Origin of the sequence: Thermomonas sp. HDW16 (genome assembly GCF_011302915.1) — a bacterium.
Taxonomy (GTDB): domain Bacteria; phylum Pseudomonadota; class Gammaproteobacteria; order Xanthomonadales; family Xanthomonadaceae; genus Thermomonas.
This window is the reverse complement of record NZ_CP049872.1, coordinates 820,326-845,959: the sequence shown is the minus strand read 5'-3', so window position 1 is coordinate 845,959 and position 25,634 is coordinate 820,326. Positions and strand designations below refer to the sequence as shown.

The 25,634-nt window shown below is 65.1% G+C and carries 22 protein-coding genes; 3 read left to right on the top strand and 19 right to left on the bottom strand.

Annotation, left to right across the window (positions count from 1 at the left end):
• Window positions 1–69: 69 nt before the first annotated feature.
• Genes G7079_RS03765 through G7079_RS03750 form a run of 4 tightly spaced genes read right to left on the bottom strand, consistent with a single transcriptional unit; the run spans window position 70 to window position 2,515 of the window.
• Window positions 70–642: a TonB family protein gene (locus G7079_RS03765; protein ID WP_166055700.1), complete on the bottom strand. Its 573-nt coding sequence runs from the start codon at window positions 640–642 to the stop codon at window positions 70–72.
• The gene (locus G7079_RS13465; protein ID WP_166055698.1) at window positions 635–1,651 is read right to left on the bottom strand and encodes a TonB family protein; all 1,017 of its coding nucleotides are present in this window, start codon (window positions 1,649–1,651) and stop codon (window positions 635–637) included. Before G7079_RS13465 ends, G7079_RS03765 begins: the two co-directional genes overlap by 8 nt.
• Complete coding sequence (locus G7079_RS03755) at window positions 1,651–2,157, bottom strand: M56 family metallopeptidase (RefSeq protein ID WP_166055696.1); 507 nt, start codon at window positions 2,155–2,157, stop codon at window positions 1,651–1,653. The genes G7079_RS13465 and G7079_RS03755 overlap by 1 nt, the downstream gene beginning before the upstream one ends.
• Window positions 2,144–2,515 (bottom strand): BlaI/MecI/CopY family transcriptional regulator, encoded by a 372-nt coding sequence (locus G7079_RS03750; RefSeq protein ID WP_166055694.1) that lies wholly within the window; start codon window positions 2,513–2,515, stop codon window positions 2,144–2,146. The genes G7079_RS03755 and G7079_RS03750 overlap by 14 nt, the downstream gene beginning before the upstream one ends.
• Before the next feature lie 133 nt (window positions 2,516–2,648).
• Between G7079_RS03750 and G7079_RS03745 the strand changes: the two genes are divergently transcribed.
• A complete protein-coding gene (locus tag G7079_RS03745) occupies window positions 2,649–4,598 on the top strand; it encodes an acetyl-CoA hydrolase/transferase C-terminal domain-containing protein (RefSeq protein WP_166057823.1) in 1,950 nt (649 codons plus the stop codon).
• A 3-nt stretch (window positions 4,599–4,601) separates the two neighbouring features.
• On the opposite strand, the gene tkt is transcribed toward G7079_RS03745, so the two are convergent.
• From tkt to G7079_RS03680, 13 genes are all read right to left on the bottom strand, one after another.
• The gene (tkt, locus tag G7079_RS03740; protein WP_166055692.1) at window positions 4,602–6,590 is read right to left on the bottom strand and encodes a transketolase; all 1,989 of its coding nucleotides are present in this window, start codon (window positions 6,588–6,590) and stop codon (window positions 4,602–4,604) included.
• Between the two features lie 92 nt (window positions 6,591–6,682).
• A complete protein-coding gene (locus tag G7079_RS03735) occupies window positions 6,683–7,972 on the bottom strand; it encodes a dicarboxylate/amino acid:cation symporter (RefSeq protein ID WP_166055690.1) in 1,290 nt (429 codons plus the stop codon).
• Between the two features lie 48 nt (window positions 7,973–8,020).
• Window positions 8,021–9,643, bottom strand: a complete 1,623-nt coding sequence (locus G7079_RS03730) for a BatD family protein (protein ID WP_166055688.1) — start codon at window positions 9,641–9,643, stop codon at window positions 8,021–8,023.
• 5 nt (window positions 9,644–9,648) lie between these two features.
• On the bottom strand, window positions 9,649–11,535 hold the full coding sequence (locus G7079_RS03725) for a VWA domain-containing protein (protein ID WP_166055686.1): 1,887 nt from the start codon (window positions 11,533–11,535) through the stop codon (window positions 9,649–9,651).
• Window positions 11,532–12,533 (bottom strand): VWA domain-containing protein, encoded by a 1,002-nt coding sequence (locus G7079_RS03720; RefSeq protein WP_166055683.1) that lies wholly within the window; start codon window positions 12,531–12,533, stop codon window positions 11,532–11,534. Before G7079_RS03720 ends, G7079_RS03725 begins: the two co-directional genes overlap by 4 nt.
• Window positions 12,530–12,988 (bottom strand): DUF4381 domain-containing protein, encoded by a 459-nt coding sequence (locus G7079_RS03715; protein WP_166055681.1) that lies wholly within the window; start codon window positions 12,986–12,988, stop codon window positions 12,530–12,532. The genes G7079_RS03720 and G7079_RS03715 overlap by 4 nt, the downstream gene beginning before the upstream one ends.
• Window positions 12,985–13,908: a DUF58 domain-containing protein gene (locus G7079_RS03710; protein ID WP_166055679.1), complete on the bottom strand. Its 924-nt coding sequence runs from the start codon at window positions 13,906–13,908 to the stop codon at window positions 12,985–12,987. The genes G7079_RS03715 and G7079_RS03710 overlap by 4 nt, the downstream gene beginning before the upstream one ends.
• 8 nt (window positions 13,909–13,916) lie before the next feature.
• On the bottom strand, window positions 13,917–14,909 hold the full coding sequence (locus G7079_RS03705) for a MoxR family ATPase (RefSeq protein WP_166055677.1): 993 nt from the start codon (window positions 14,907–14,909) through the stop codon (window positions 13,917–13,919).
• Window positions 14,910–15,059: 150 nt separating this feature from the next.
• On the bottom strand, window positions 15,060–17,123 hold the full coding sequence (pilQ, locus tag G7079_RS03700; protein ID WP_166055675.1) for a type IV pilus secretin PilQ: 2,064 nt from the start codon (window positions 17,121–17,123) through the stop codon (window positions 15,060–15,062).
• Between the two features lie 15 nt (window positions 17,124–17,138).
• A complete protein-coding gene (locus tag G7079_RS03695; RefSeq protein ID WP_166055673.1) occupies window positions 17,139–17,657 on the bottom strand; it encodes a pilus assembly protein PilP in 519 nt (172 codons plus the stop codon).
• A 1-nt stretch (window position 17,658) separates the two neighbouring features.
• Window positions 17,659–18,357: a type 4a pilus biogenesis protein PilO gene (gene pilO, locus G7079_RS03690; protein WP_166055671.1), complete on the bottom strand. Its 699-nt coding sequence runs from the start codon at window positions 18,355–18,357 to the stop codon at window positions 17,659–17,661.
• A complete protein-coding gene (locus tag G7079_RS03685) occupies window positions 18,329–18,985 on the bottom strand; it encodes a PilN domain-containing protein (RefSeq protein ID WP_166055669.1) in 657 nt (218 codons plus the stop codon). The genes pilO and G7079_RS03685 overlap by 29 nt, the downstream gene beginning before the upstream one ends.
• A complete protein-coding gene (locus G7079_RS03680; RefSeq protein ID WP_166055667.1) occupies window positions 18,985–20,043 on the bottom strand; it encodes a pilus assembly protein PilM in 1,059 nt (352 codons plus the stop codon). Before G7079_RS03680 ends, G7079_RS03685 begins: the two co-directional genes overlap by 1 nt.
• Before the next feature lie 252 nt (window positions 20,044–20,295).
• Between G7079_RS03680 and G7079_RS03675 the strand changes: the two genes are divergently transcribed.
• Window positions 20,296–22,767, top strand: a complete 2,472-nt coding sequence (locus G7079_RS03675) for a penicillin-binding protein 1A (RefSeq protein WP_166055665.1) — start codon at window positions 20,296–20,298, stop codon at window positions 22,765–22,767.
• A gap of 75 nt (window positions 22,768–22,842) precedes the next feature.
• Window positions 22,843–23,514 carry a hypothetical protein gene (locus tag G7079_RS03670; RefSeq protein WP_166055663.1) on the top strand — a complete coding sequence of 224 codons (672 nt, stop codon included), beginning with the start codon at window positions 22,843–22,845 and terminating at the stop codon, window positions 23,512–23,514.
• Here the strand turns inward: G7079_RS03670 and G7079_RS03665 are convergent.
• Entirely contained in the window at window positions 23,496–24,872 is a 1,377-nt protein-coding gene (locus G7079_RS03665; RefSeq protein WP_166055661.1) for a HAMP domain-containing sensor histidine kinase, read from the bottom strand. The genes G7079_RS03670 and G7079_RS03665 overlap by 19 nt on opposite strands.
• Window positions 24,872–25,546, bottom strand: coding sequence for a response regulator transcription factor (locus G7079_RS03660; RefSeq protein ID WP_166055659.1), 675 nt, complete (start codon window positions 25,544–25,546; stop codon window positions 24,872–24,874). The genes G7079_RS03665 and G7079_RS03660 overlap by 1 nt, the downstream gene beginning before the upstream one ends.
• Window positions 25,547–25,634: the final 88 nt, after the last annotated feature.

Below are 25,634 nucleotides of genomic sequence, written 5' to 3'. Positions count from 1 at the left end.
GCACCCCTACACGACGGCCCCTGCTCGATGTTGCCGGCCGCAGCGAAAATACCATCGCTCGCCTGCGGATCAGTGCAGGCTGCCCGAATCCACGATCGCACGACCGTTTACTTGCCTGAAAGTGATGCGGTAGTCCTGGGTAAACGGCAACGGCTCGGCCTTGTCCCCCGTCACCTGCATCAACGGCACGAAAGTCCAGTCCTGCACGGCCCGTAGCACGGCATCGGCGAATGCTTGTTCACCGCCCCCGCCATCAAGCAACCAGGCGCGATCGACCGTACCCTTGCCGCCCACCACGATCCGCACCACCACCTCGAGCGGTGGCAACTGGCGATCCAGCAACGCCGCCGGATACTCGGGCTTGGCGTTGGCGCGGCGTGGGATCGGTTGCAAGTACGAAGTGCCGGCCACGACCTGGTAACGCTGCTCCGATAGCACATCGACGATTGCCGCACTGACCGCACCATCGGCGGCGTAGATCGCGTGTGGTTCCGCCTTGTGCGCCGGTGACGCGCAACCGCCAAGCGCCCCGGCGGCCGCCAGCAGTGCAACGCGCCGCCACCAGTGTGCGCCACGCGTCCTTGCCGGTATCAGCACGCTTCGGCAGGCGCCGCCGGCTGTTCCCAGCGTTCGCTCATGCATGCGGCATCCGGTTGTAGCTTCCCTGGTGGCCCGCACCGGCGGTCTTGACCGACCCGGGACGTGGCGGCGCCTGCCCAGCGTCCGGGTCATCTTCTGGATTGAAGGTAATCGGCACACGCACCTGCGAAACCACGTGCTTTCCGCTTTGCATCGCCGGCTTGAATTTCCATTGCTTCACCGCATCCAGCGCCGCCGCATCGAGGCTTTCGTTGCCTGCCGAACGATCGACTTTCGCAGCGAATACACTGCCGTCTTCGGCGACGTCGACAACGAGCACCACGGTGCCGGAAACGCCTTGCTTCAAGACGCCAACGGGGTAGATGGGCGGTAGCATGTGCGATGGCTCGACCATTGCGCGGCCGGGCTTGCGCGAGAACTCTATCGTCTTGCCATCCACTCGAGCATCCAACCCGGCTTCATCTCCCAGCAACTCCAGCACGGCCTCCAGCGGAACGCCATCAAGCCCGAACGATATGCTTTTGCCTGCTGGAACCAACGCCAGCCCGCTCACGGTCATGCCGTGTTCGCGAGCGAGTTTGGCAATCACATCACGCATGCTCATCTGGCTACCGCTCATCGTGACGGCGCTTTGCGATGCCAGGTTCTCGGATGGCGACGTGGCCGGCTGAGCCACCCATGCGGCATACCCGCAAGCCAACAAGATCGCGAACACCAGCGCGCGGCCACTCATGCGGCGCAGGAGCGAAGGAAGCGGTTGCTTGAGCATTTCGATTCTCTCCTTGAGTGGATGGGGCTGGCCCCAGTGGCAACCCAGCGGAAGCACCGAGGTTGCGATCTGCGTCTTGAGCATGGCCTCGCCATAAGCACGGCGGGATCGCGGGTGGCGTGCGATCACGCGTTCATCGCACGCCAGTTCCTGGTCATCGCAGAACCTGCGCGCGGCGAAATGCACGAGCGGGTTGAACCAGAACAGGCAACGCAAAACCGCAACGCAGGCATTCGCCAGCAGATCGCCGCGCGCGATGTGCTCACGCTCGTGGATCAGCATCAAGCCGCGTTCGGTGGTGTCGTAGCGGGACAGGACAGCACATCGGCCGGCATCACGATGCGCGGCCTCCATACCCCGATCACGGCGGGCAGGCCCGCAACCGCTTCTGCCAGCAGCACGCCATCGCCTCGATCCAGCAGCTTGCCCAGCCCACGCACGAAGCGACGTTGTTGCCAAGCCAGGAACACCGCGAACATCGCGCACCCGCAAGCCCATGCGATGCAGGCCGACGTGGCGATGCCCGGCATCGTACCGCGCGGAACCTCTGCAGCCAGCATCCGGATCGGCGCGCGGATCACGGCAAGCGGTGCCGTCGGCACATCCGCTTCGACCACCGGCAGCAAGATGGCGAGCAAGGCGACGGGAACCGCGCTCCATGCCACGCGACACACACCCGCGCCGAAGGCGGCACGCAGCGGTTTCCGCAACGCCAGCACGGCTAGCATCGCCGCGCTCGTGGTAAGGGTCGCTTCCACCAGCCATGGATACAGTTCAGCGCTGTCCATCGTCTAGCTCCTCCAGCAACTTGCGCAGCTCCGCGATGTCCTTGCGGCTCAGCTTGCGCTGTTCGCTGAAGTGCGCGACCAGCGGCGCCACCCGGCCATCGAACAGGCGATCCAGCAGGCCCCGGCTTTCCTCCAGCACCCACGCCTCGCGCTTGAGCAGCGGCGAATACAGGTAGCGACGGCCCTCGCGCTGCGCCGCGATCGCGCCCTTGTTGAGCAGGCGGTTGAGCAAGGTCTTGATGGTGGCTTCCTGCCAGTGGCGGCTGTCCGCCAACTCGGCCACCACGTCTTCGGCGCCGAGCGGATGCCTGCGCCACAACACGTCCATCACGACCGACTCCGCCTCGCTGATCTGCATCGTTTACATCCGTAATTTTTTTCGAGATTACATCTGTAATCAAAGATGTCAAGCATGCCTGCGGCCGGGAGTCGCCGGGCGCATCGGGATCAGCGATGCTTAACGCGCCACCACCGACCATGCCGCCATGACCATGCCCCTTCGCCACGCGTCGCTCGATGCCTCCATCGATGACCTGCTCGCCCGCATTGACGGACCGCTGCGGATCGGTGCGCCACTGGGGCTGGGCAAGCCGCATCGGTTGTTGAATGCGTTGTACGCGCGCGTCGCAGGCGATCCGTCGCGGCCGCTGCACCTGTACACGGCGCTGTCGCTGGATCCGCCGCATGGCAAGAGCGATCTGGAGCGCCGCTTCCTCGAGCCTTTCGTGCAGCGCCTGTACGGTGACGATTTCCCGCGCCTTGCCCATGTGGCCGCGCAGAAACGCGACGAATTGCCGGCGCATGTCGAAGTCGAGGAGTTCTACTTGCAGTCCGGCGCGCTGCTGGGCTCGACCCAGGCACAACGCCGCTACGCCAGCCTGAACTACACGCATGTCGCCCGTGCGCTGGCTGACCGCGGGGTGAACTGCATCGTGCAGAAAGTGGCGGCGAATGCCGACGGCCGCCGGCTGTCGCTGTCGTCGAACACTGACCTCACCTTCGACGCGGTCGATGCCATCGTCGCCCATGGCCTGCCACGCCCGCTGCTGGTGGCGGAAATCGATCCGCACCTGCCCTGGCTGGGCGGCGTGGCCGAGGTCGATGCCGGCTGGTTCGACATCGTGGTGCAGCCGCCACCGCCGTATCCGCGATTGTTCGCGCTGCCGCGTGAACCAGTGGGCGATACCGAACATGCCATCGGCCTGTATGCCAGCGCACTGGTGCGCGATGGCGGCACCCTGCAGATCGGCATCGGCGCCTTGTCGGATGCGCTGTGCCATGCGCTGGTGCTGCGCCATGCCGACAACGCCGCCTACCGCCGCGTACTGCATGCGCTCGACCCGGCGATCGAATCGCACCCCGCGGTGATCGCCAGCGGCGGGCTCGGCCCGTTCGAGCACGGCCTGTACGGCTGCAGCGAGATGATCAACGAAGGTTTCCGCAAGCTGGTACAGACCGGCGTCATGCGTCGCAAGGTGGTGGACGACGAAGCATTGATGCGGCGCGACGCCGACGGCACCGCGGATCATGCCGACCGACAGCGCATCGAACGCGAAGGCGAATTCCTGCATGGCGCCTTCTACCTCGGTTCACCGGACTTCTACGATTGGCTGCACACACTGGACGATGCCACCCGCCGCGGCATCGGCATGCGCCGGGTTAGCGAAGTCAATGAACTGTACGGCGGCAACGAGACGCTGGAACGCTTGCAACGCCGCGACGCGCGCTTCTTCAACACCTGCATGATGGCCACGGCGCTGGGGGCGGCGGTCTCCGACGGGCTGGCGGATGGGCGCGTGGTATCCGGCGTGGGCGGCCAGTACAACTTCGTGGCGATGGCGCATGCGCTGCCCGATGCACGTTCGGTGTTGTTGTTGCGCGCCACCCGCGACGAGCATGGCAAGCCGGCATCGAACGTTCGCTGGAACTACGGACACACCACGATTCCACGCCATCTGCGCGATGTTTACATCAGCGAATACGGCATCGCCGATCTACGCGGGAAGGTGGACGAGGATTGCGTGCTCGCGATGGCCGCGATCTCCGATGCCTCTGCGCAAGGAGGGCTGCTGCAAGAGGCGATTCGCAGCCGCAAGCTGCGCGCGGATTTCACTGCACCAGGCCGCTGGCGGCGCAACACCGCGCAGTCCGTGCGTGATGCGCTGGCCCCGTCCCGCATCGATGGCACCCTGCCCGATTATCCGCTGGGCAGCGACTTCACCCCAGTCGAGCAGCGACTGGTGCTGGCGCTGGGGTGGCTGAAAGCGAATACGGCAAGCGTGCCCGCGAAACTGCGCACCATCCTCGCGGCGTTCACTGCCAACAGTCCCCGGGATGACGAGGCGATCCGGCGCATGCAATTGCATGCGCCATCAGGATTGCCGGAGCGGCTCTATGCGCGTTTGTTGTGCTTCGCGCTGGCACGCACCCAGCGCAGCTAACGCTTACAGCGCTTTCGCCGCCGCAACCACCTTGTCCACGGTGAAACCGAAATGCGGCATCAGCGCTTCGATCGGCGCAGAGGCACCGAAGGTGTCGATGCCGATCACTGCGCCGTCCAAGCCGACGTACTTGCGCCAGAAGCCGGTGACGCCGGCTTCGACCGCCACGCGCTTGCGACAGGCGGTGGGCAACACGGATTCGCGATAGGACTGTTCCTGGCGGTCGAACACATCGGTGCTCGGCATCGACACCACGCGCACGCCATCGCCCAACTGTTCGGCGGCCTGCATGGCAAGGCCGATTTCCGAACCGGTGGCAATCAGGATGAGTTCGGGCGCGCCCACACTGTCCTTCAACACGTAACCACCGCGCGCGATGTCCAGCAACTGGCCTTCGTCACGCGGCTGGTGCGGCAGGTTCTGGCGGCTGAAGATCAGGCAGCTAGGACCATCCGCACGCTGGATGGCGCACTTCCACGCCATCGCCGACTCCACCGCATCGCAGGGACGCCACACATCGTTGTCCGGGATGTAACGCAGCGAGGCGAGGTGTTCGATCGGCTGGTGGGTCGGGCCGTCTTCGCCCAGGCCGATCGAATCGTGGGTGTAGACGTGGATCGCGCGGATGCCCATCAGCGCGCTCATGCGCACCGCGTTGCGCGCATAGTCGCTGAAGACCAGGAAGGTGGCGTCGTACGGGATAAAGCCGCCGTGCAATGCCAAGCCGTTGCTGATCGCGGTCATGCCGAATTCGCGCACGCCGGAATAGATGTAGTTGGCGTTCGGATCGTTGCTCGCCACCGACTTGCTGCCCTTCCACAGGGTCAGGTTGGAGTGCGCCAAATCCGCCGAGCCACCGATCAGTTCCGGCAGCAGCGGCGCATAGGCTTCGATCGCGTTCTGCGACGCCTTGCGGCTGGCGATGGTGGCGGCATCGGTCTGGGTCTTGATGACGTAGGCCAGCGCATCCGCCGCGAAATCGCCCGGCAATTCGCCGCGCATGCGGCGGCGGAATTCGGCGGCTTCGGTCGGGAAGGCTTCGGCATAGCGCGCCATGATCGCGTTCCAGGCGTCCTCGGACACCGCCCCCTTGTCGCGCGCGTTCCACTCGGCGTAAATCTCGGCCGGCACTGCGAAGGCCGCGTAGGGCCAGCCCAGCGCGTCGCGCGTGGCCTGCACTTCGTCCTTGCCCAGCGGCGCGCCGTGCGACGACTCCTTGCCGGACTTGTTCGGCGAACCAAAACCGATCGTAGTGCGGCAGCAGATCAGCGTCGGCTTGTCCGAAGACTTCAGTGCGGTTTCGATCGCGGTCTTGATCTCGATCGGGTCGTGGCCATCCACGCCGCGCACCACGTTCCAGCCATAGGCCTCGAAACGCATGGGCGTGTCATCGGTGAACCAGCCATCGGTATTGCCGTCGATGCTGATGTGGTTGTCGTCCCAGAACGCGACCAGCTTGTGCAAGCCCCAGGTACCGGCCAGCGAGGCAGCTTCATGGCTGATGCCTTCCATCAGGCAGCCGTCGCCCATGAATACCCAGGTGCGGTGGTCGACCAGGTCGAAGCCATCACGATTGAAGCGCTGCGCCAGTAGTTTTTCCGCCAGCGCGAAACCCACCGCATTCGCCAACCCCTGCCCCAGCGGGCCGGTGGTGGTCTCGATGCCCGGCGTCATGAAGTTCTCGGGATGGCCCGGCGTCTTGGAATTGAGCTGGCGAAAGTGCTTCAGATCGTCGATCGACAGGTCGTAGCCGGACAGGTGCAGCAGCGCGTACTGCAGCATCGAGCCGTGGCCGTTGCTCAGCACGAAACGGTCGCGATCCGCCCAGTGCGGATTGCCGGGATTGTGCTTGTAGAAGTCGTTCCACAGCACTTCGGCGATGTCCGCCATGCCCATCGGCATGCCGGGGTGGCCGGAATTCGCGGCCTGTACGGCGTCGATGGCAAGGAAACGGATCGCGTTGGCGAGATCGCGGCGGGTAGGCGTCGTCATGGGGGCGTCAGGGAGGCGCCCGGCGGCGTGCGGGCGGCGTATTGTCCCACGGGCGCGGCCCGATCCGGAACCGCGCCGCGCAAAGCCAATGGCTATGCGGCTTTCGGTTCTTCCTCGCCCTTCGACACCACCGTCGCCAGCATCAGGTCGCCGGTGACGTTCAGCGTGGTGCGACACATGTCGAGGAAGCGATCCACGCCCAGGATCAGGCCGATCCCCTCCGGCGGCACACCGACCATCCCGCAGATCAGCGCGACCACCGGCAACGAGCCCGCCGGCACGCCGGCGGTACCGATGCCGCCCAGGATGCAGACGAACATCACCGTCGCCTGCTGGGCAAGCGTCAGCTCCACGCCGAAGAACTGCGCGAGGAACAGCACCGTCACGCCTTCGAACAAGGCGGTGCCGTTCTGGTTGGCAGTCGCGCCCACGGTCAGCACGAAACGCGAAACCTTGCGCGGCAGGTGCAATTCGTCCTCGGCCACGCGCAACGCAACCGGCAAGGTGGCATTGGACGAGGCGGTGGAGAACGCCATCACCATCGCTTCCTGCACGCCGCGGAAGAACTTGCGCGGCGACCAGCCGCCCAGGAACTTCAGCATCAGCGAATAGACCACGAACATGTGGATCGCCAGCGCCAGCACCACCACGCCCACGTAAGCGCCGAGCGAACGCAGCAGATCCCAGCCGAACAACGCGGCCAGGTTGAACATGAAGCAGAACACCGCGTACGGGGCCAGGCGAATGACCAACCCGATCAGGGTCATTGAAATCTGGAACAGGCCTTCAATCCCGCGCAACAGGGTTTCGGTGGCTTCGGTGCGGGTCAGCACCAAGCCAATGCCCAGCATCAGCGCGAAGAACATCACCGCCAGGATGGTGTTGTCCGCCGCCGCCTTCACCACGTTGTCGGGGACGATGCCGAGCAGCAGATCCAGTCCTTTCGGCTGCGTCCCCATGCCGCTGACGATGTCCTTCGCACGATCGGCGCCCTGCGCCAGCATCGCCTGCGCCGCGGCCGGATCCACGCCACTGCCCGGCTTCAGCCAGTTCACCAGCAGCAGGCCCAGCACCACCGCGATGCCCGAGGCGACCACGGTGTAGCCCAGCGTTTTCCAGCCGACCCGACCGAGTGAACGCACATCACCCATCTCCGCCACGCCGATGATCAGCGCGGAGAACAGCAGCGGGATCACCAGCATGAAGATCAGGCGCAGGAACAGCGTGCCCGCCGGTTGCGTCACGTAGGTGGTCAGCCATTTCACCCAGCCCGCATCGGCGCCGGAGACGTAGTGCGCGACCAAGCCCAGCGCCAGGCCGGCCAGGAAGCCGATCAGCATCTTCCAGTGCAGTTGCAGCTTCTTGGTGGCAGCTTCGCTCATTGCATCGATCCCGTGCGTACAGGCGTCGAGCTTAACAAACGACGGCGCTTACTCCGGATACAGGGGCGGCAACAGGGATTCCTTCTTGGTTCCTGGCTTGCGCCAATGCGCGCCCTTGGCGAACGCACGGCGCAACGCCGCGAGCGCGGATTCGGCATCGCCGCTACCCCAACGCGCCGACTGCAGGCGCTCCACCGCTTCGGCCTGCGCGGCATCGTCCAAGCGCGTGCGAACGGTATCCAAGTCGTCGCCACGGATCCCGGCATCGGTACAAAGCGCATGCGCGATCGCCGCCAACTCGCCCTGCTTCAACGCAGCCGCCAACGATGCCGCCTGGACTTCAGGCGGCGAGGATTGCGTTGCCGCGACGGGCATCGCATCCACCGGCATGCGCCAGCGCCACCATGCGAAGGCCGCAGCCAGCACCACGACCAGCAGCAACCACGGCGCATGACGCCCGAGTGCAATGGTCGACACGGATGCTCTCGTATCCGCGCCATCGACCTGCGGCGACATGGGCGCGCCGTCATCGACGGTCGTTGCGGGCACGGAACCGGGTGCGACCTGCAATTGCAGCGACGGCAGCATCGCCGTGCGCACCACGCCCTGGGCAGCATCCCACCAGTCGATGCGTGGCCCCTGCAACGTCAACGCACCTGCCTTGAGCGGCACGATGGCGATGCGCCGACGCAACGTGGTGCGCGGTCGACCTTCGATGAACTGCTCGTCCGATTGCGGCGGATCGGCGAAGACCTGTGCCTGCGTGCTGTCCGGAATGGTCAGTGGCGGCAACTGGCTGGCACTGGCGCCATCGGCGATGGCTTCCAGTTCGATGGCCACCGCTTCTCCCACCCGCGCGGCGCGCGGCGATTGCACATAGCGCAGTTTCAGGTCATGCAGCGGCAACCACGGCTGCGGCGCGCTGGCGGGAATCGCCAGCACCTGCAGGCGCTTCACCGGCGCGGCGGCAGACAGCGACTTGCGACCGTCATCGAAGATGTTGTCAAAGAAGCCCCCCACCGCTTGCCCGTTGAAGCGCGCGCCCGGAATCACCAGCGCGCCGCTGCGCTCCGGAACCAGCAGGTAACGGCGCTCGACCACGTTATAGCGGCGACCGCCGATCTCGCGCTGGTACTGGATGTCCTCGCCCACGCGCTGCAGGCTGGCGCCCGGGACGTCGTCCTGGTCGAGCTGGCCGGACAGCAGCGGCACCGCCACGTGCAGGCGCACCACCATGCCCACCGCCTGCTGCACGTAGGGCTGTACAGCGTCCAGCACGGTTTCCACGAAGGCATCGGCGTCGCCGCCGGCAGGCTGCACCGAGGGTGGCAAGACGGTCAGCCGCATCGGCGTGGTGTCCACATTGTCAATGCGCAAGGCCGGCACGGTGAGCACGCCCGGCCCGCGCGGGCGGATGCCCACGGCGAACAGCGACTTCGCGCGCGACTGTCCGTTCACCATTTCGAAACTGCGGCGCACGGTCTGTCCTGCGATGTCGAATTGCGCGGACAGCGGGCTGTAGTCGATCGACTGCACCGAGGCGGAAGTCTCGATGTTGAGCGTGGCGGTTTCGCCATAGGTGATCTGCGCACGATCAAGCCATGCACGCGTCTGCGCCGAGACCGGCAACGCCGTGAACACCACCAGCAACAGCAAAAACCTTGCAAACACGCGACTCATTGCAGGCGCCCTTGCCGGCGTTCGTACTCCAGCCGCAGTTTGGTGCGCAGCAACGCACCCGGGTCGTCGGGCACGCGTTGCAGTTGTGCCTGGTTGGCGATGCGTCGTTCGCGCTGCTCCGGTGTTTCCTTGGGTGCTTGCTTCGGCTGACCCTGCGTTTGCTGTTGCTGTTGCTGTTGCTGCTGCTTGTGCATTGCCTCCTGCATGCGCTGCCGCTGTGCGGCATCGGCCTGCTGCTGTTGCCGTGCGTCAGAAGGCTTGTCCGGCGTGGACTGCCGATCTTTCTGCTGTTGCTGTTGCTGTTGCTGTTGCTGTTGCTGTTGCTGTTGCTGTTGCTGTTGCTGTTGCTGTTGCTGTTGCTGTTGCTGTTGCTGTTGCTGTTGCTGTTGCTGTTGCTGTTGCTGTTGCTGTTGCTGTTGCTGTTGCTGTTGCTGTTGCTGTTGCTGTTGCTGTTGCTGTTGCTGTTGCTGTTGCTGTTGCTGTTGCTGTTGCTGTTGCTGTTGCTGCTGCTGTTGCTGTTGCTGTTGCTGTTGCTGTTGCTGTTGCTGTTGCTGGCTCTGCTTGCTGGGTGGCAGTTTGCGCTCTTTCGCCATCTTTACTGCCTTGCGGTTCGCGACGGCGTCTTGCATCCCGGGACGCCGCTTCAAGGCACGATCGTAGGCGGCAATCGCCTCGTCATAGCGGCCGGCCTTGGCCAGCGCGTTGCCCAGGTTGTATTGCCCGTCGGCAGAGTGGTCGCCGTTGAATTTTTCGATGGCTGCATCGTACTGCTGCTTGCGGTAAGCGGCGACGCCTTCCTGCATTCGCGCATAGGCCTGCTGGTCGGCGCGGCGCCACAGGTTGCCCGCATCCTGCGCCTGCGCGGGCGGCATCGGCAACCACAGCGCCAGCATCAGCAAGGCCAGTGTCGCACCGCCACGACGGAACAAGGGCAAGGAAAACAGCATTACCAGTGGCAGCAGCCAGTAGCCGTCGTCTCGCCAGCTGGCGATTTTTTCGCCACGCGCGGCCGCGCCATCGCCTGCCTGCGGATCCAGCACGCCCAGGGCGCGCAAATCGGCTTCGCCTGCGGTCAACACGTGGTATCCACCGCCACCTGCCGCAGCCAGTCGCTGCAGGCTTTTGGCATCGAGCTTCGCATTACCCAATCCGGCTTGTATGTCGAATACGCCACCCTGCGCGGTGCCCAATCCGATCGTCGAAACGCGATAACCGATTGCGCGCGCGCGCGCGGCCTCGGCGATGGCCTCGCCATCGGCGCGATCAGTCAGCAACAGGATCTCGCCTTGGTCGAAACCGGCACTGCGCAGTAGGCGTTGCGACCAGGCGATGGCGCGGTCGCCGCGGTGCCCGTCTTCGGGCATCACGTCCGGCGCCAGCGCATCCAGGAACAACGCCACGTTGGCGGCATCCTCGGTCAGCGGTGCCACGGTGTAGGCATCGTCGGCGAACACCACCAGCGCAACCTGTCCGCCGACGCGTTCGCGCAGCAGGGCCGCGATCTTGGCGCGCGCCTGCGCAAGCCGCGATGGCGGCAAGTCGCGCGCCAGTGTCGCGCTCGACAGATCCAGCGCGATCACCAGCGGCGCCTTGGTTTGCCACAAGGGATATTCGGCCTTGCGCACGCCGGGGCCGGCCAGCGCCAGCACGGCCAGCGCCGCAGCCAGCAACCCCGACCACCGCGCCAACCCGCGACGAGGTGAGCGATCGGCAGGCACCAGCAAGTGCGGCAACAGGTGCGGATCCACCGCGTCCTGCCACACGCTGCGCCGACGCGCCTGTGCGCGCCACCACCAAGCGGCCACCGGCAAGGCAAGCAAGCCGAGCAGCCACCACGGACGCATGAAATGCAGCGCTCCAAGATCGGCGAACAAAGCGCTCATCCCCGCCTCCGCAGCAGCAGCGCGAGCATGCCGATCGCCAACGCCCACCCGAGCGGCAACGGGTAGCGTTCGACCTTCGGTCGTACCGCGCGGCCCTGCCGCTCGATCGGTTCGAGCTTGTCGATCTCGGCGTAGATGCCGGCCAACGCGTCGGTATCGCGCGCGCGGAAGAAGCGCCCGCCGGTCAGCGTGGCAATGCGCTGCAAGCCGGCCTCGTCCACCGCATCGCCGCTCATCGGCAACTGGAACCCGAAGACCGACAGCGCGCCACCATCGCCGCCGAAGGCGATGGCGTGGATGCGCACGCCGTTGTCGCGGGCGATTTGCGCGGCCTTCTGCGGATCCAGCGTACCGGCGGTGTTGACGCCGTCGGTGAGCAGGATCAGTACACGCTGATCCACGGGTTGTTTCTGCAAGCGCTTGGTCGAAAGCGCGATGGCATCGCCGATTGCAGTCGCGCGTCCGGCCATGCCGACCACGCTGCTGCCGAGTTGCTCGCGCACGCTGTCGCGATCCAACGTCAACGGCGTCAGTGCATAGGCGCGCTCGCCGAACACCACCAGGCCGACGCGATCGCCGACACGGCGATCAAGGAAATCCGCAAGCACCGCCTTGGCCGCGGTCAGGCGGTCGACGACGCGGCCGCCCAGCGCCATGTCCTCTTCGCCCATGCTCGCGGACAGATCGACGGCCAGCATCAGGTCGCGCCCGACTTGCGGTGGTGCGATGGCGGGGCCGAGTTGTTGCGGGCGCGCCGCAGCGATGCACAGCAGGCACCATGCCAAGAACATCAGCCACGGGAAACCGCGCGGTTTCGCAGCGAGTGCGCCGGCATTGGCGATGCGATGCAGCCGTTCGTCCCACGGCACGCGCAGGGCCGCCTGGTTGCCGCTGCGGGACGGCATCAGTACATGCACGAACCATGGCAGCGGGATCGCCAGCAACATCCATTGCCAGGCGAAACCATCCAGCGCTAGCAGGTCACGCAAGGCGCTCATGCGTCCTGCATCCACAGCAGATAACGCTGGCGCGCGATGCCACGCAAGGCGTCGCTTTCATGTCGGGTGATGTCCGCACGGAATGCGCCGTCGCGCAGCAGGCCGCCTGCGCCAGCGCTGAATATCGGCTGCGGCATCCCCGCATCAAGGAAACGCAGCCACGCCTCGCCGTCCAGCGTATCGGCGGAAGGGCCCTTGCGGCGTGCCGCGCGACGCAGCAGTTCGGACATCGCCGCGATTTCTTGCGACGGGGTTTGCGCACGAACGAGCACTTCATCGAACAGGCGCAGGATCGCGGCACGGCGGCGACGTGCGGCCACACGCCACCACGCCACCATTACGATGACAATCACGACTGCCGCCACGACCAGCCACCACCCGGGCGCTGGTGGCCACCACGACGGCGCGATGGCCGAATGGAGCGCTTCGTGGGGCAACTTGAGCGGTGGGTTCATCGCAAGCCGCCCTTGCGGTCGAGCAACGGCAGCCATGCATCGCTGGGGGCGGCACTCGACAGTTCCATCGTGCGGATGCCACGCGCACGCAGCGTTTCCAACGCAGCGTCCATCGGTGCCGTGAACTCCTGCCGCCAGCGCTGGCGGGTGCCGGCGGCATCCAGGCCCAGCTGGATCCGCGCATCGGCGGACGATGCAAATGGCAAGCGTGCGGCTGGTGGCGAGCGTTCCAGCGGATCGGTCAGCAGCAGCACGATCAGTTCATGGTGCATGGCCAATGCAGGCCAGCGTTCGGTAGGCACTGCGGCGACGCTGGCGGGATCGGCCAACACCAGCATGCGCGCACCGGGGCGCAGCAAACGGCGGGCGTGATCGAGTGCGACCGCCAGGCCCGCATCGTCTGGCGGCGATTGCGCATACCAGCGCACCAGCGCATCCAATACCCGCAGTGCGCCGCGCGGGCCCGATGCCGGCGCGATCGGCGCTTCGCCATTCGATCCGCGCAAGGCCGCAACGCGATCGCCGTCACGCACCGCGATCCAGGCAGCCAGTGCCCCGGCACGCGCGGCCTGCGCGGATTTGAAGCGCGTGCGGGTGCCGAAGTACAGCGCAGGCGACGTATCCGCCACGATCAGGGTAAGCCGCTCGCGTTCGGCCTGGAACAGCTTGGTATGGGTGCGGCCGCTGCGCGCGGTCAATCGCCAGTCGATGTGGCGGGCATCATCGCCCTGCGCATACTCGCGCGATTCGGCGTATTCCATGCCGCGCCCGCGCAGGTTGGAAAGCGCGTGTCCCTGCAGGCCGTGCCGACCCTGCCGCGCGCCACGCCGCCCCTGCACCAATGCGCGCAGCGCTATGAGTTCCGGCAGCGTGGCCGCCACGCCCGAACCGGCATCCGCCATGGGTGCGTTCCGCGGCATCGCAGCGCTCAGGGTAACGGCACCCGCTGCAACAGCTCCGTGACCAGCCTGTCGCCGTCCCAGCCCTCTGCCGTTGCTTCGTAGCTGGGCAGCACGCGATGCCGCAACACGTCCGGTGCAACCGCACGCACGTCTTCCGGTGTGACGAAATCGCGTCCGGCAAGCCATGCCCGAGCGCGAGCGCAACGTTCCAGCGCGATCGAACCGCGCGGACTGGCACCCCAGGCGATGCGTTTGGCCAGCACCGCGTCGTAGCGGGCGGCATTGCGCGAAGCCAGCACCAGTTCGACCAGATAGCGCTCCAACGCAGGCGCCATGTGCAGATCCAGCACGGCCTGCCGCGCCGCGAATACGTCGGCCATCGGCATCCTTGCTGGCGTCGATGCATCCAGACGCAGCGCAGCGCGTGCGCGTTCGCGCGCAAGCCTCAGGATCTCGGTTTCGGCATCGGCCTCGGGATAGCCGATGCGGACGTACATCAGGAAACGATCCAGCTGCGCCTCCGGCAGCGGAAAGGTACCTTCCTGCTCGATCGGATTTTGTGTCGCCATGACCAGGAACAAGTCCGGCAAGGGATAAGTCTGCCGACCCACGGTGACCTGACGTTCGCCCATCGCTTCCAGCAATGCTGACTGCACCTTCGCCGGTGCACGGTTGATCTCGTCGGCAAGCAGGATCGGGTGGAAGATCGGCCCGGACTGGAATTCGAAGCGTCCGTCCTGCGGGCGCCAGACCTCGGTACCGGTGAGATCCGCCGGTAATAGGTCAGGAGTGAACTGGACGCGGGCAAAATCGGCTTCCAGCCGCGAGGCAAGCGCGCGAATCGCGGTGGTCTTGGCCAAGCCTGGCGCACCTTCGACCAACAAATGGCCGTCTGCAAGCAGCGCGATCAGCAGGCGTTCGATCAGCGCGGCCTGGCCCACGATCTCCTGCGACAGGCTTTCACGCAGGCTGCGGAAGGCGTCGTGCAGGCGTGAAATATCCGGATTGGGCGTGTCCATGATGTCCTCGGAATGCAGACCCGTTCGACCATCTGCGTTGCCAAAGGTTCGCATGCCACGGGCCAAAACGAATGAACGGTCGTTTCCACGCCCTGAAACGGAATCGGGAGCCTTGCGGCCCCCGATTCGTCGTTGCATTCGGCTCGCCGATCAGCGCTGGGCGACGCGCATGACCTTCGGGGTCACGAAGATCAACAACTCCGCTTTTTGCTTGGTGCGGTTCTTGTTGCGGAACAGGTTCCCGAGCAGGGGAATATCGCCAAGGAAAGGCACCTTGCTGATGTCGGTGCTGTCGCTGAACTCGTACACGCCTCCGATGACCACGGTTTGTCCATCGTCGATCAGTACTGCAGTGTTGACTTCACGCTTTGCGATTTGCGGCACCTGGCCGAATGACCCCAAATTGACGTAACCGTCCAGCTCGTCTTTCTTGACGCCCAGGTTGAGGAACACTCGACCATCGTTGGTGATCGTCGGGGTGACCTTCAGCTCCAGCAAGGCCTCCTTGAACTGCACGGTCGGGACATTACCCGCTTGGCCACCTGTCACCGTCAGATAACCGACTTCCTTGCCCTGCTTGATCACCGATTCCTTCTGGTTGCTGGTGACGATGCGCGGGTTGGAAATGACTTCCGCGCGCCCCTGCGTCTGGATCGCGGAGAGCTCCACATCCAGCAGGTAACCGGCGTTGAGGATGGAGAGCGCCAGCGAGCCGGCATTGGCACCCGTCAGCACAGCCGGCAGGTTGCTCATCAGCCCACGAGTGATCGTGTTGACGCCGTAGGTCGGAGTGTTCGTGTTCCAGTTGCCGGAGCCGGGCGGCTGCGGTGCGGCGGCATCCGATGCACTGCCACCCGGGTTTGCATTCAGATATGTCGTCAGTGCATTGGTGTAGAGCGCGTTGTTGGCATTATTCGTGCTCGTCACAGAGTTGCGGTTCTCCAGCGTGGTGCCCAGATCGCCTGCGTAGGAAACATTGTTCTTGTTGCCGCTGATACCGAACTTCGCGCCCAATTCGCGCGCGACCGATTCGCTGGCGATCACGATGCGCGCCTCGATCACCACCTGGTCGACCGGCTTGTCCAGCTGCTGCACCAGGTTGCGGATGTTGGCAACGCGCTGCGGGATGTCGATGACCAGCAACGTATTGGTGCGCTTGTCGAAGCTGATGCTGCCGCGCGAGGACAGGAAGCCGCGATCCTGATTACTGTTCTGGCCGCCCCCGCCCTGACCGCTGCCACCTTGGTTGTTATTACCCTTGCTTTCTTCGGTGAGCAGCTTGGCGATATCTTCGGCATTGCCGTAGTTGATCGGAATGTATTCCGTTACTTTCTCTGCACGCTCTTCCAGGCTGATGCGCGCATCTTCCTTGTCCTGCTCGAACTTGGCGATTTCCGCCTGCGGAGCCACCCAGACCACATTGCCGCTGCGGCGCTTGTCCAGCGATTTTGCCTGCAGGACGATGTCGAGCGCCTGATCCCATGGCACGTTGATCAGGCGCAAGGTGACATTGCCTTGCACGGTGTCGGCGGCCACGATGTTGAGATTCGACTCTTCGGCGATCAGCTGCAGGACGGTGCGCACGGGCACGTCCTGGAAGTTGAAGGTCACCGGCTTGCCGCTGTAGCGAACACTGGAACTGCTGCTGGTGGCGCCCATCGCCGCGCCCATCGCCGGGGCAACCGTTTTCGACGCGACGGCCACCGGGGTGGCGCGCGGCACGATCTCGACGATGTAATCGCTGCCGCTCTGGTAGGCCATCGACTCGAACGTACCCTTGGTGCCAAGTACGAGTTGCGCACCGCTACTGGTCGCGCGGGCATCAATGCGCTGCACGGGCGTGGCGAAATCCGACACGTTGATCGGACGTTGCAGCGAGGCCGGCAATTGCGCATTGCCGATATCGACGACGACGCCAGAGCTCGTGTTCCTGAGATCCGGGGCGGCGCCTTCACCATTGAAGCGCAGGATGAGCTTGCCCGAGCCTCCATCGCCGCGCTTGAAGTCGATCGCCGAGACAGCAACCGCACCGGGCGTATGCCTGGCGGGATCCGCCATGGCACCGGTTGCGGACTGCGCCATCGTGACGGTGGCAATCACGGGGAGTGCGCCGGCACTGGCCGCATACAGACCCACGGCCAGCCCGACTGCGCAGGCGCCTAGGGACGAGGGGCGCCGCACAGGCCGCACTTGCTTGACGTTGGTCACGGTCATCGGTCTATCCCCCAATCAATTGTCTTCGAGCGCAATGGTCGCCGGCCGTTCCAGCCAACCACCCGCGCCATCCGGAACCAGTTCGACCAGTTCGATCCGGTCTTCGTAAACGGCGGTGACCCGCCCATCGCTTTGACCCAGGTAAGCGCCGGGGCGCACCCGATAGGTCACTTTGTCGGGCGCCAGCACGAGCGATACCAAGCCCGCCCCCTTGCCAATCGTGCCGACCATATCCAGGCTGTCCAGCGGAAACTGTTCCAGTGTCTGCTTGCGCCGACCCGGGTCAGGCCGCGGGCCGCTGCTCCCGCCGCCGCTGAAGGCTTCACTGAACGGATCGCGCAAGTTCTGTGCGGCATATTCGAAAGTTTCGAATTGTTGCATCACGGGCAGAGGATCCAGCGGCGGCGCTGGCCTGGCCTTGACTTCCGCAACCCATTTTTCAAGGTCGCTCTTGCCGCCACCACAGGCAGCCAACGTCGCGGCCAGCAATACGGTGCCGATCAAACGGGCGTTTCGGTCGTGATTCGCGCGCATGTCAGGCCCCTCCTTTGGCGGGCGGGGTTGCCGAAGCGGGCGCAGCGGGAGTGGCCGCAGTCGCTTGCGCCGCAGTCTCTTCTTCATCCAGATAGCGGTACGTCTTCACCGTGCCGGCCAGTTCGAGCGCGGTATTCGGGCCGATCCTGGCATTCGGATTCGTCTTGGCGTCCTTCGGTTGCAACGAAATGTCGTGCATGGTCATGATCACCACACGCGGCAAGGAGGCAACACCACTCACGAATGCACCGAACTGATGGTAGGTACCGACCATCCGCAATGCGATCGGTTTTTCCGCGTAAAACTCCTTCGGAGCCTCTGGGCCAGGCTGGAATAGTTCGTTCTGGATACCGGTTGCGAGCGCGGTCTGCGAAATGTCGACGATGAGATCAGGCATCTCGGTCTTGCTGGGCAACTGCCGCAGCATCTGCTGCAACTGCTGCTCCATTTGCGCAAGTTGCTGCTTGAGCGGCTCGAGGTTTGCGGCGCGGCCCTGCTTGGTTTCGAACTCGGTGCGAAGGTTGGTCTCTTGCCCTTGCAGCCCTTCCAGCTCGGTCTTCTTGTCGCTCACGAACAAGAACCAGGCCAGAATCAGGATCAGCACCGCAAGAAGCGCGCAAAACCCGATCTTGGCGTTCTGCGGCCATTGCCCAATGTTGTTGAAGTCCAACTCACGCAAGCTCAGCTGTTTCTTGCTCACTGTGCGGCCCCCCTGCTGCAGGCGCTACGGACGGCGCTGCCGGCGTATTCGCGGAAGAAGCGGCTTCTTCGCCGTCCTTTGGCGCATTCGGATTGGCCAGCTTGACCTTGAGGTTGAACTCGTACGGAAGCCCCGGGTTACCTGCCTTGGCCTCGATCACGTTCAGATCGGGGTTGGTCATCCAGCCAGAACTTTCCAGATTGCGCATGTAAGTGGAAACGCGCGCATTGGACTGCGAGCGGCCGCCGAGGGTAAGGATATCCCCCTCCTGCTTGATCGAAGTCAGGCTGACGCCATCAGGAATGGTACGCACCAGTGAATCGAAGAGATGCACCATCTGTGAACGGTTGGCTTGCAATTGCTCGATCACTTCCTTGCGCGCCAGCAGCTTGCTCTTCTTCTTGTCGAGCTCTTCGATTTCCTTGATCTGGGAGTCGACCTTGGTGATCTCGCCACGCAGATACTCGTTACGCGCAGTCTGGTTGCTGATCCTGGCGTTGTACCATCCGATGAGCAGGAACGATGCCAGCAACCCGGCAACCACGGCGAGCGCCAGCATTCCGAGGAAATCCTTCTGGCGCAGCTTGCGGCGCTCCGCGCGCCACGGGAGGAGATTGATCCTGGCCATCAGTCGAAGCTCCTCAGTGCGAGCCCGCAGGCGATCATCAGGGCAGGCGCGTCCTGCGCCAGGGCATGTGCCTGCACGCGCGGGCCCAGGGTCATGTTCGCAAGCGGATTGGCGATCGCCGTCGACACGCCCAACTGTTCCTCGACCATCCCGGCAATGCCCGGGATAGAGGCGCAACCACCGGCCAGTACGACCTGATCCACGCGGTTGAACTCGCTACCGGCGTAGAAGAACTGCAGCAAGCGGCTCACCTGCTGAACCATCGCTTCCTTGAATGGATCCAGCACTTCGATTTCGTAACTCTCCGGCAGCCCGCCCTGGCGCTTGGCCAGGCCGGCTTCCTCGTAGCTCAGGCTGTAGCGACGCATGACCTCGTCGGTCAACTGCTTGCCGCCGAACACCTGTTCGCGCGTGTAGATGCTGCGCCCACCACGCAATACGTTGAGCGTGGTCATGGTGGCGCCGACGTCGACCAGTGCCACCAAGCCATCGCGCGGCACATTGAGGCCACCTGCCATCAGCGCATAGGCGTTTTCGATGGCGAAGGCCTCGACGTCGATGACCTTGGCGGTCAAACCGCCCAGCTCTAGCGCGGAGACGCGCACCTCCACGTTCTCCGATCGCGATGCGGCCAGCAGCACCTGCACCATCTCGCTATTGCCGGGCATCGGGCCCAGCACTTCGAAATCGAGGTTCACCTCCTCGACCGGATACGGCACGTAGTTCACCGCTTCCAGCTCGATTTGTGACTCCATGTCGTCTTCGTCGAAATCCGCGGGCATCGGGATCACCTTGGTGATCGCCGAGGAACCCGGCACCGCAGCGGCGGCGAACTTGGTGCGCGAACCCGACCGGGCCACTGCGCGGCGGATCGCATCGCCGACAGCCTCGATCTCGACCAGATTCTTCTCGACCACGGCACTCGGCGGCAGTGGCTCCACCGCATAGTGCTCGACCCGGTAACGATCCCCGGTACGCGTCAGCTGCAGCAGCTTGACCGCAGTCGAACTGATGTCGACGCCGATCAACGGCGATTGCGTTTTCGTCACGAAACCCACGGTATCTCCCCTTCCCACGGGCGCTTACGCGCACTTGGTGCTTCAGTACATGAATAACGGACTTTTCACACAATGGCAACCCTTGTCACTAATCGCCCCACTGCGCCACCCCGGAATCCAGTCTCCCCCAGTTGCCTTGTTTCCGACTAACGCAGTGTCCCGGACAAACCGGCCGCCCCCTGCATGCCGCGTCCTCACGGAGGCCTCCTCTATACTCCGCGGCCATCAAACCCGCAATCGGATTCCGTGTCGATGCCCCGCATCCCCCGCACCCTGCGCCTGATTTTGCTGGGCGGCGCCACGCTTGCCGTCATCGGTGTGATCGCCATCACACTTCTGGTGATGAGCATTTCTTCACGCCTGCCGGACGTGCAGACCCTGCGCACCACCGAACTGCAGGAGCCCATGTATGTCTATGCCAACGACGGCCGACTGATGGGACTGTTCGGGGAAATGCGCCGCTACCCGGTGGACATCAAGGCGGTTCCCGACCGCGTGAAGCATGCGTTCCTGGCAGCCGAAGACGATCGTTTCTACCAGCATCACGGTGTGGACTACAAAGGCACCGGACGCGCGATCTGGCTGGTGCTGACCACCGGCAGCAAGAACGTGCCGGGCGGCTCCACCATCACCCAGCAGGTCGCCCGTCAGTTCTTCCTGAGCACCGAGGTCAGCTACACCCGCAAGCTGCGTGAAATGCTGCTGGCGATGAAGATGGAACGCGAGTTGAGCAAGGACGAGATCCTCGGCCTGTACCTCAACAAGAGCTTCTTCGGCAACCGCGCCTACGGCGTGGCTGCGGCAGCGGAGTTCTACTACGGCAAGAAGCTTGGCGAGCTGACCCTGGACGAAGCCGCCACCCTCGCCGGCACACCCAAGTTCCCGTCCAGCGGCAATCCGCTGGACAACCCGACGCGCAACCGCGAGCGTCGCGACCATTACATCCTGCCACGCATGGCCATGCTGGGTTACGTCAGCGCCGCCGAGGCCGAAGCCGCCAAGGCCGCGCCCATGCACGCCACACCGCACGAACGCCAGATCGAGGTCTATGCGCCCTACGTGGCGGAAATGGTGCGTCAGGAGATGATTGCCCGTTTTGGCGAGGACGTGCTCAGCAAGGGCTACCACGTCACCACCACCATCGACCCCGGCCTGCAGGCCGCGGCGGATCAGGCCGTGATCCAGGGCATGCGCGTGTACGACCACCGCCATGGCTGGCGGAAGCCCGAGCAGCAGGTGGAAATCCCGGCGGGTGCGGACAACAAGACCATCGGCCGCCTGCTGCGCAACACACCGACGCAAGGCGGCCTGTTGCCGGCAGTCGTGACGGGTAGCGATGGTGGCAACTTGCAGGTCGTGCTGGCCGATGGCAGCGAGCTCAGCCTGGGCAGCGCCGCCACCGGCTGGACCGGCAAAAGTGGCGCTTCCGTCGCCCAGCGTGGCGATGTGGTGCGCTTGCGCCGCGGCAATGCCGACAAGCCGGAAGCAGCGCCGGCCTGGGTGATCGACCAACTCCCGCGCGCGCAAACCGCGCTGGTCTCGCTGGATGCCGACAACGGCGCCGTACGCGCGCTGGTCGGCGGCTTCAGCTATGCCGGCAACAAGTTCAACCGCGCGACGCAGGCCAAGCGCCAACCCGGCTCCAGTTTCAAGCCGTTCCTGTATGCGGCGGCGTTCGAGCGCGGTTTCAACCCGGCCTCGATCGTGCTGGACGCACCCGTGGTATTCAAGGATCGCGTTGGGCACATCTGGCGTCCGCAGAACGACAGCGGAAATTTCGCCGGCCCGATGCGGGTCCGCGAAGCGCTGGTGCAATCGCGCAACCTGGTCTCGGTGCGACTGCTGGATGCCATCGGCGTCGACTACGCGCGTCGCTACATCAGCCATTTCGGCTTCGACGAAAAAAGCCTGCCACCCAACCTGTCGATGTCGCTGGGTACCGCCTCGCTGACCCCGCTGTCGGTCGCACGTGGTTACACCGCCTTCGCCAATGGCGGCTTCCTGGTCACGCCCTGGTTCATCGACAGCGTGCGCGACCGCGACGGCAAGGAGCTGTTCAAGGAGAAGCCACCGACCGCCTGCCCGTACTGCGCGGTCGTACAGGCGCCCGGGCAGCCGGCCACGACGGTGGCGCAGACCAAGGTTGATGGTTTCGATTTCGGCCCGGCCGGCGCTGCGGCCAATGTCGCCGCCGACGCCGGCAAGCCGGCAACCGCCACCACATCGAAACCGAAGCCGGCCAAGGACGTCGACCCGACCTTGGTGGTGGCGCCGCGCGCGATCGACCCGCGCGTGGCCTGGCAGCTGCAATCGATGATGCGCGACGTGGTCCAGCGCGGCACTGCGACCGACGCCAAGGTGCTGGGGCGCGACGATGTGGGCGGCAAGACCGGCTCCACCAACGACCACCGTGATGCTTGGTTCTCGGGCTTTGGTGGCCCGTACGTCACCACCGTCTGGGTGGGCCGCGACGACTTCAAGTCGTTGGGCTACCGCGAATACGGCGGCAAGGCCGCACTGCCGATCTGGATCAACTACATGAAAGTCGCGCTCAAGGACCAGCCCGCGCGCAACCTGGATCCGCCGGAGGGCATGGTGCAGGTCAAGGCCAACGGTGCAGTCGAATGGTTGAAGGTGGAAGACCAGGAGCGCATGCAAAGCGAGATGGACATCACGCCGGAGGAAAACACCGAGCCGGCCGAGGAAGCCTTCGACATCTTCTGAGGCCCGCGAAAAAGCCTTGATGCGCGCTTCGGCGCGCTCCGGTACAGTCGGCACAGGCCGTACCGGGGATACGCGATGCCGAACAGCCGCCAGCACGCCAAGCTGCACGCGCATACCCATGCGCAAACCCGTACCCGCGAACGACGCCAGCACCTCGCCTCCGAAGCCGCCAGGCTGATGGCCGAAGGCGGCATCCGCGACTATCACCAGGCCAAGCTCAAGGCCGCGCAGCGGCTAGGCATCCATGACGATGCCTCGCTGCCGCGCAACCGCGAGATCGAGGATGCCCTGCGCGAATACCAGCGCCTGTTCCTGGGCAGCGACCAGACCGCCGAAGTCCGCCGCCGCCGCGAAGCCGCGATGCGTGCACTGGAATTCTTCAGCGACTTCGAGCCGCGTCTGGTCGGCCCGGTACTGGAAGGCACCGCCGACGCCAACACCGCGGTCGCCCTGCACCTGCATAGCGACGATGCCGATGCGGTGTCGCGCCACTTCGAGGAACACGGCGTGCCTGCGGAATCGCGCAGCCGCCATCTGCGGCTGGATCGCGAGCGCGAAGGCGATTTCCCAGTCTGGCTGTTTTCCACCGAGAACCTGAGTTTCGACGTGACCGTGTTGCCAGCCGACGTGTTGCGCCAGGCGCCACTGTCCGGCATCGACGAGAAGCCGATGCGGCGTGCCTCGGTTTCGCAACTGCGGATGCTGCTGGCCGAAGACGAGATTGCCGGCTACGAAGCTTCGGACTGACCCTCGGCTGCCGCCGGGAATCGCAGGCGAACCCGCAACCCCGGCTGGTTATCCTCCAGCTCGATGCGTCCGCCATGGCGGATCACGATCGCCCGCACCAGGCTCAGGCCCAGTCCGTTGCCGGGCGTGCCACGGCTCGGTTCCAGCCGCTCGAAACGGTCGAATATCCGGCCGACAGCCGCAACCGGCACGCCCGGGCCGCGATCGGCCACCTCCAGCATCACGCTATCCGCATCCTGATCGATGGACACCGCGATCTCGCCGCCCGCACGTGCATGGCGCACGGCGTTGTCGAGCAGGTTCACCACGACCTGGAACAACTGATCGGCATCACCACGCATCGGCGCCGGCGCGATACGCTCGGATAGCTGCATGCCTTGCTCCGCCGCGACCGGCGCGTACAGTTCCAGCGCATCGGCGACGATCCGTGCCAGATCGAGCGGCAGCCCGGTTTCGGCTGTTTGTGCTTCGATCCTGGACAAGCGCAACAGTGCCGAAAAGGTCTGCAACATCTGGTCGGATTCCGTCAACGCCGTGTCCAGCCCCGCACGACCCTTCGCATCGATGCCGGGATCGTCGCGCAAGCTCTCCAGCCGGTTGCGCATGCGCGCCAATGGCGTGCGCAGGTCGTGGGCGATGTGGTCGGTGGCGTGGCGGACGCCATCGGCCAGGGAATCGATGCGGTCGAGCATCGCGTTCAAGCGCGCACCAATCCGGTCGAACGGGTCGCCGGTACCGTCGACCGGAACGCGCAGGGCCAACTCGCCTTCGGTGATGCGGCGGGTGGCGTCGTCCAGGCGTGCCAAGCGAGCCCCCACCCAACGCGAGGTCAGCCAGCCAACCAGCAATCCACAGAGCGCGGCCAGCAAGACCGCCAGCAAGGCCGCCCGCTGCATCGAGGCCAGGAATCCATCTTCGGCACGGGTTCGCATGCCGGCCAACAGGTGCCCGCCATCGGCAAGAGGCACCATCAAGGCGATGACGCGCGGCCGATCCGGCACGCTGGTGTCGCGGAATGTTCGCCATCCATCGCGGGGAGGCGAGCGCATCGCCAGCGACAACCCGGCGGTGCGCCGACCTCCATGGTCGAATGCCGCGTAGAGCAAGTCGTTGCGATCCGGATCGTGCGCGCGGGTATCGATCTCGCCCAGCAGCGCGCGACGGCCGGCATTGCGCTCCAGCGCCAACAGGTCGTCCACATCCGAGCGCACGAATTCGCGGGTATCGCGATCCAGGCTGGCCAGAACGCCCCCATACACGCCAGCGCCAAGCAGCAGGAATGCGACGAGGAACGCCACCGCGACCACCAGCACCAGCCGCGCGCTGGTGGAATGCAGGCGTGGCCAGATGCCCCCCACTATTCCCCCAACCTGTAGCCCACGCCACGTACCGTATGCAGCAACGGTCGCTCGAAGCCGTGATCGATCTTCTGTCGCAGGCGGCTGACGTGGACGTCGATCACGTTGGTCTGCGGATCGAAGTGATAGTCCCAGACCGCTTCCAGCAACATGGTCCGCGTTACCGCGCGGCCCGCATGCCGCATCAGGTATTCGAGCAGGCGGAATTCGCGCGGCTGCAGCGCGATGCGCCGGCCGCCACGGCTCGCATCGCGCCGTGCCAGGTCCAGCGCCAGATCCTCGACCTCCAGTCTTGCGGGCGCCACGGCCGCGACATTGCCGCGGCGCGCGATGCCGTCCAGCCGCGCGCTCAGTTCGGCGTAGGCGAAGGGTTTGGTGAGGTAGTCGTCGCTGCCGGCGCGCAACCCTTCGACACGATGCTCGACATCGCCCAGTGCCGTCAGCAGCAACACCGGCGTGGCGTTGCCGGCGCCACGCAGCGTCCGCAGCACGGCCAGCCCGTCCAGGCCGGGCAGCATGCGATCCAGCACGATGGCGTCGTAAGGCTCAGTGCTGGCCAGGAACAGGCCATCGCGACCGTTGTCGGCGTGATCCACGACGTGACCATCTTCCTGCAGGCCCTTGCGCAGGTAGGCGGCCGTCTGCGGGTCGTCCTCGACGATCAACACACGCATGCGTCGTTCCGGCAATCACTCATGCGCGAAGTCTGGCGCAATCGGCGCCTGCCTGCAGGTTAAAAAAGCACCCGCCCCGCCAGACAGG

What these genes read in the sequence shown, in the direction of transcription:
- G7079_RS13465 (WP_166055698.1), bottom strand. Translation starts at nt 1,651, where the DNA reads ATGCTGATCCACGAGCGTGAGCACATCGCGCGCGGCGATCTGCTGGCG.
- G7079_RS03685 (WP_166055669.1), bottom strand. Translation starts at nt 18,985, where the DNA reads ATGGCCAGGATCAATCTCCTCCCGTGGCGCGCGGAGCGCCGCAAGCTG.
- G7079_RS03675 (WP_166055665.1), top strand. Translation starts at nt 20,296, where the DNA reads ATGCCCCGCATCCCCCGCACCCTGCGCCTGATTTTGCTGGGCGGCGCC.
- G7079_RS03660 (WP_166055659.1), bottom strand. Translation starts at nt 25,546, where the DNA reads ATGCGTGTGTTGATCGTCGAGGACGACCCGCAGACGGCCGCCTACCTG.
- G7079_RS03720 (WP_166055683.1), bottom strand. Translation starts at nt 12,533, where the DNA reads ATGAGCGCCTTGCGTGACCTGCTAGCGCTGGATGGTTTCGCCTGGCAA.
- G7079_RS03745 (WP_166057823.1), top strand. Translation starts at nt 2,649, where the DNA reads ATGCCCCTTCGCCACGCGTCGCTCGATGCCTCCATCGATGACCTGCTC.
- pilQ (WP_166055675.1), bottom strand. Translation starts at nt 17,123, where the DNA reads ATGACCGTGACCAACGTCAAGCAAGTGCGGCCTGTGCGGCGCCCCTCG.
- G7079_RS03735 (WP_166055690.1), bottom strand. Translation starts at nt 7,972, where the DNA reads ATGAGCGAAGCTGCCACCAAGAAGCTGCAACTGCACTGGAAGATGCTG.
- G7079_RS03670 (WP_166055663.1), top strand. Translation starts at nt 22,843, where the DNA reads ATGCCGAACAGCCGCCAGCACGCCAAGCTGCACGCGCATACCCATGCG.
- G7079_RS03710 (WP_166055679.1), bottom strand. Translation starts at nt 13,908, where the DNA reads ATGCCGCGGAACGCACCCATGGCGGATGCCGGTTCGGGCGTGGCGGCC.
- tkt (WP_166055692.1), bottom strand. Translation starts at nt 6,590, where the DNA reads ATGACGACGCCTACCCGCCGCGATCTCGCCAACGCGATCCGTTTCCTT.
- G7079_RS03765 (WP_166055700.1), bottom strand. Translation starts at nt 642, where the DNA reads ATGCATGAGCGAACGCTGGGAACAGCCGGCGGCGCCTGCCGAAGCGTG.
- G7079_RS03695 (WP_166055673.1), bottom strand. Translation starts at nt 17,657, where the DNA reads ATGCGCGCGAATCACGACCGAAACGCCCGTTTGATCGGCACCGTATTG.
- G7079_RS03705 (WP_166055677.1), bottom strand. Translation starts at nt 14,909, where the DNA reads ATGGACACGCCCAATCCGGATATTTCACGCCTGCACGACGCCTTCCGC.
- G7079_RS03725 (WP_166055686.1), bottom strand. Translation starts at nt 11,535, where the DNA reads ATGAGCGCTTTGTTCGCCGATCTTGGAGCGCTGCATTTCATGCGTCCG.
- G7079_RS03750 (WP_166055694.1), bottom strand. Translation starts at nt 2,515, where the DNA reads ATGCAGATCAGCGAGGCGGAGTCGGTCGTGATGGACGTGTTGTGGCGC.
- G7079_RS03755 (WP_166055696.1), bottom strand. Translation starts at nt 2,157, where the DNA reads ATGGACAGCGCTGAACTGTATCCATGGCTGGTGGAAGCGACCCTTACC.
- G7079_RS03715 (WP_166055681.1), bottom strand. Translation starts at nt 12,988, where the DNA reads ATGAACCCACCGCTCAAGTTGCCCCACGAAGCGCTCCATTCGGCCATC.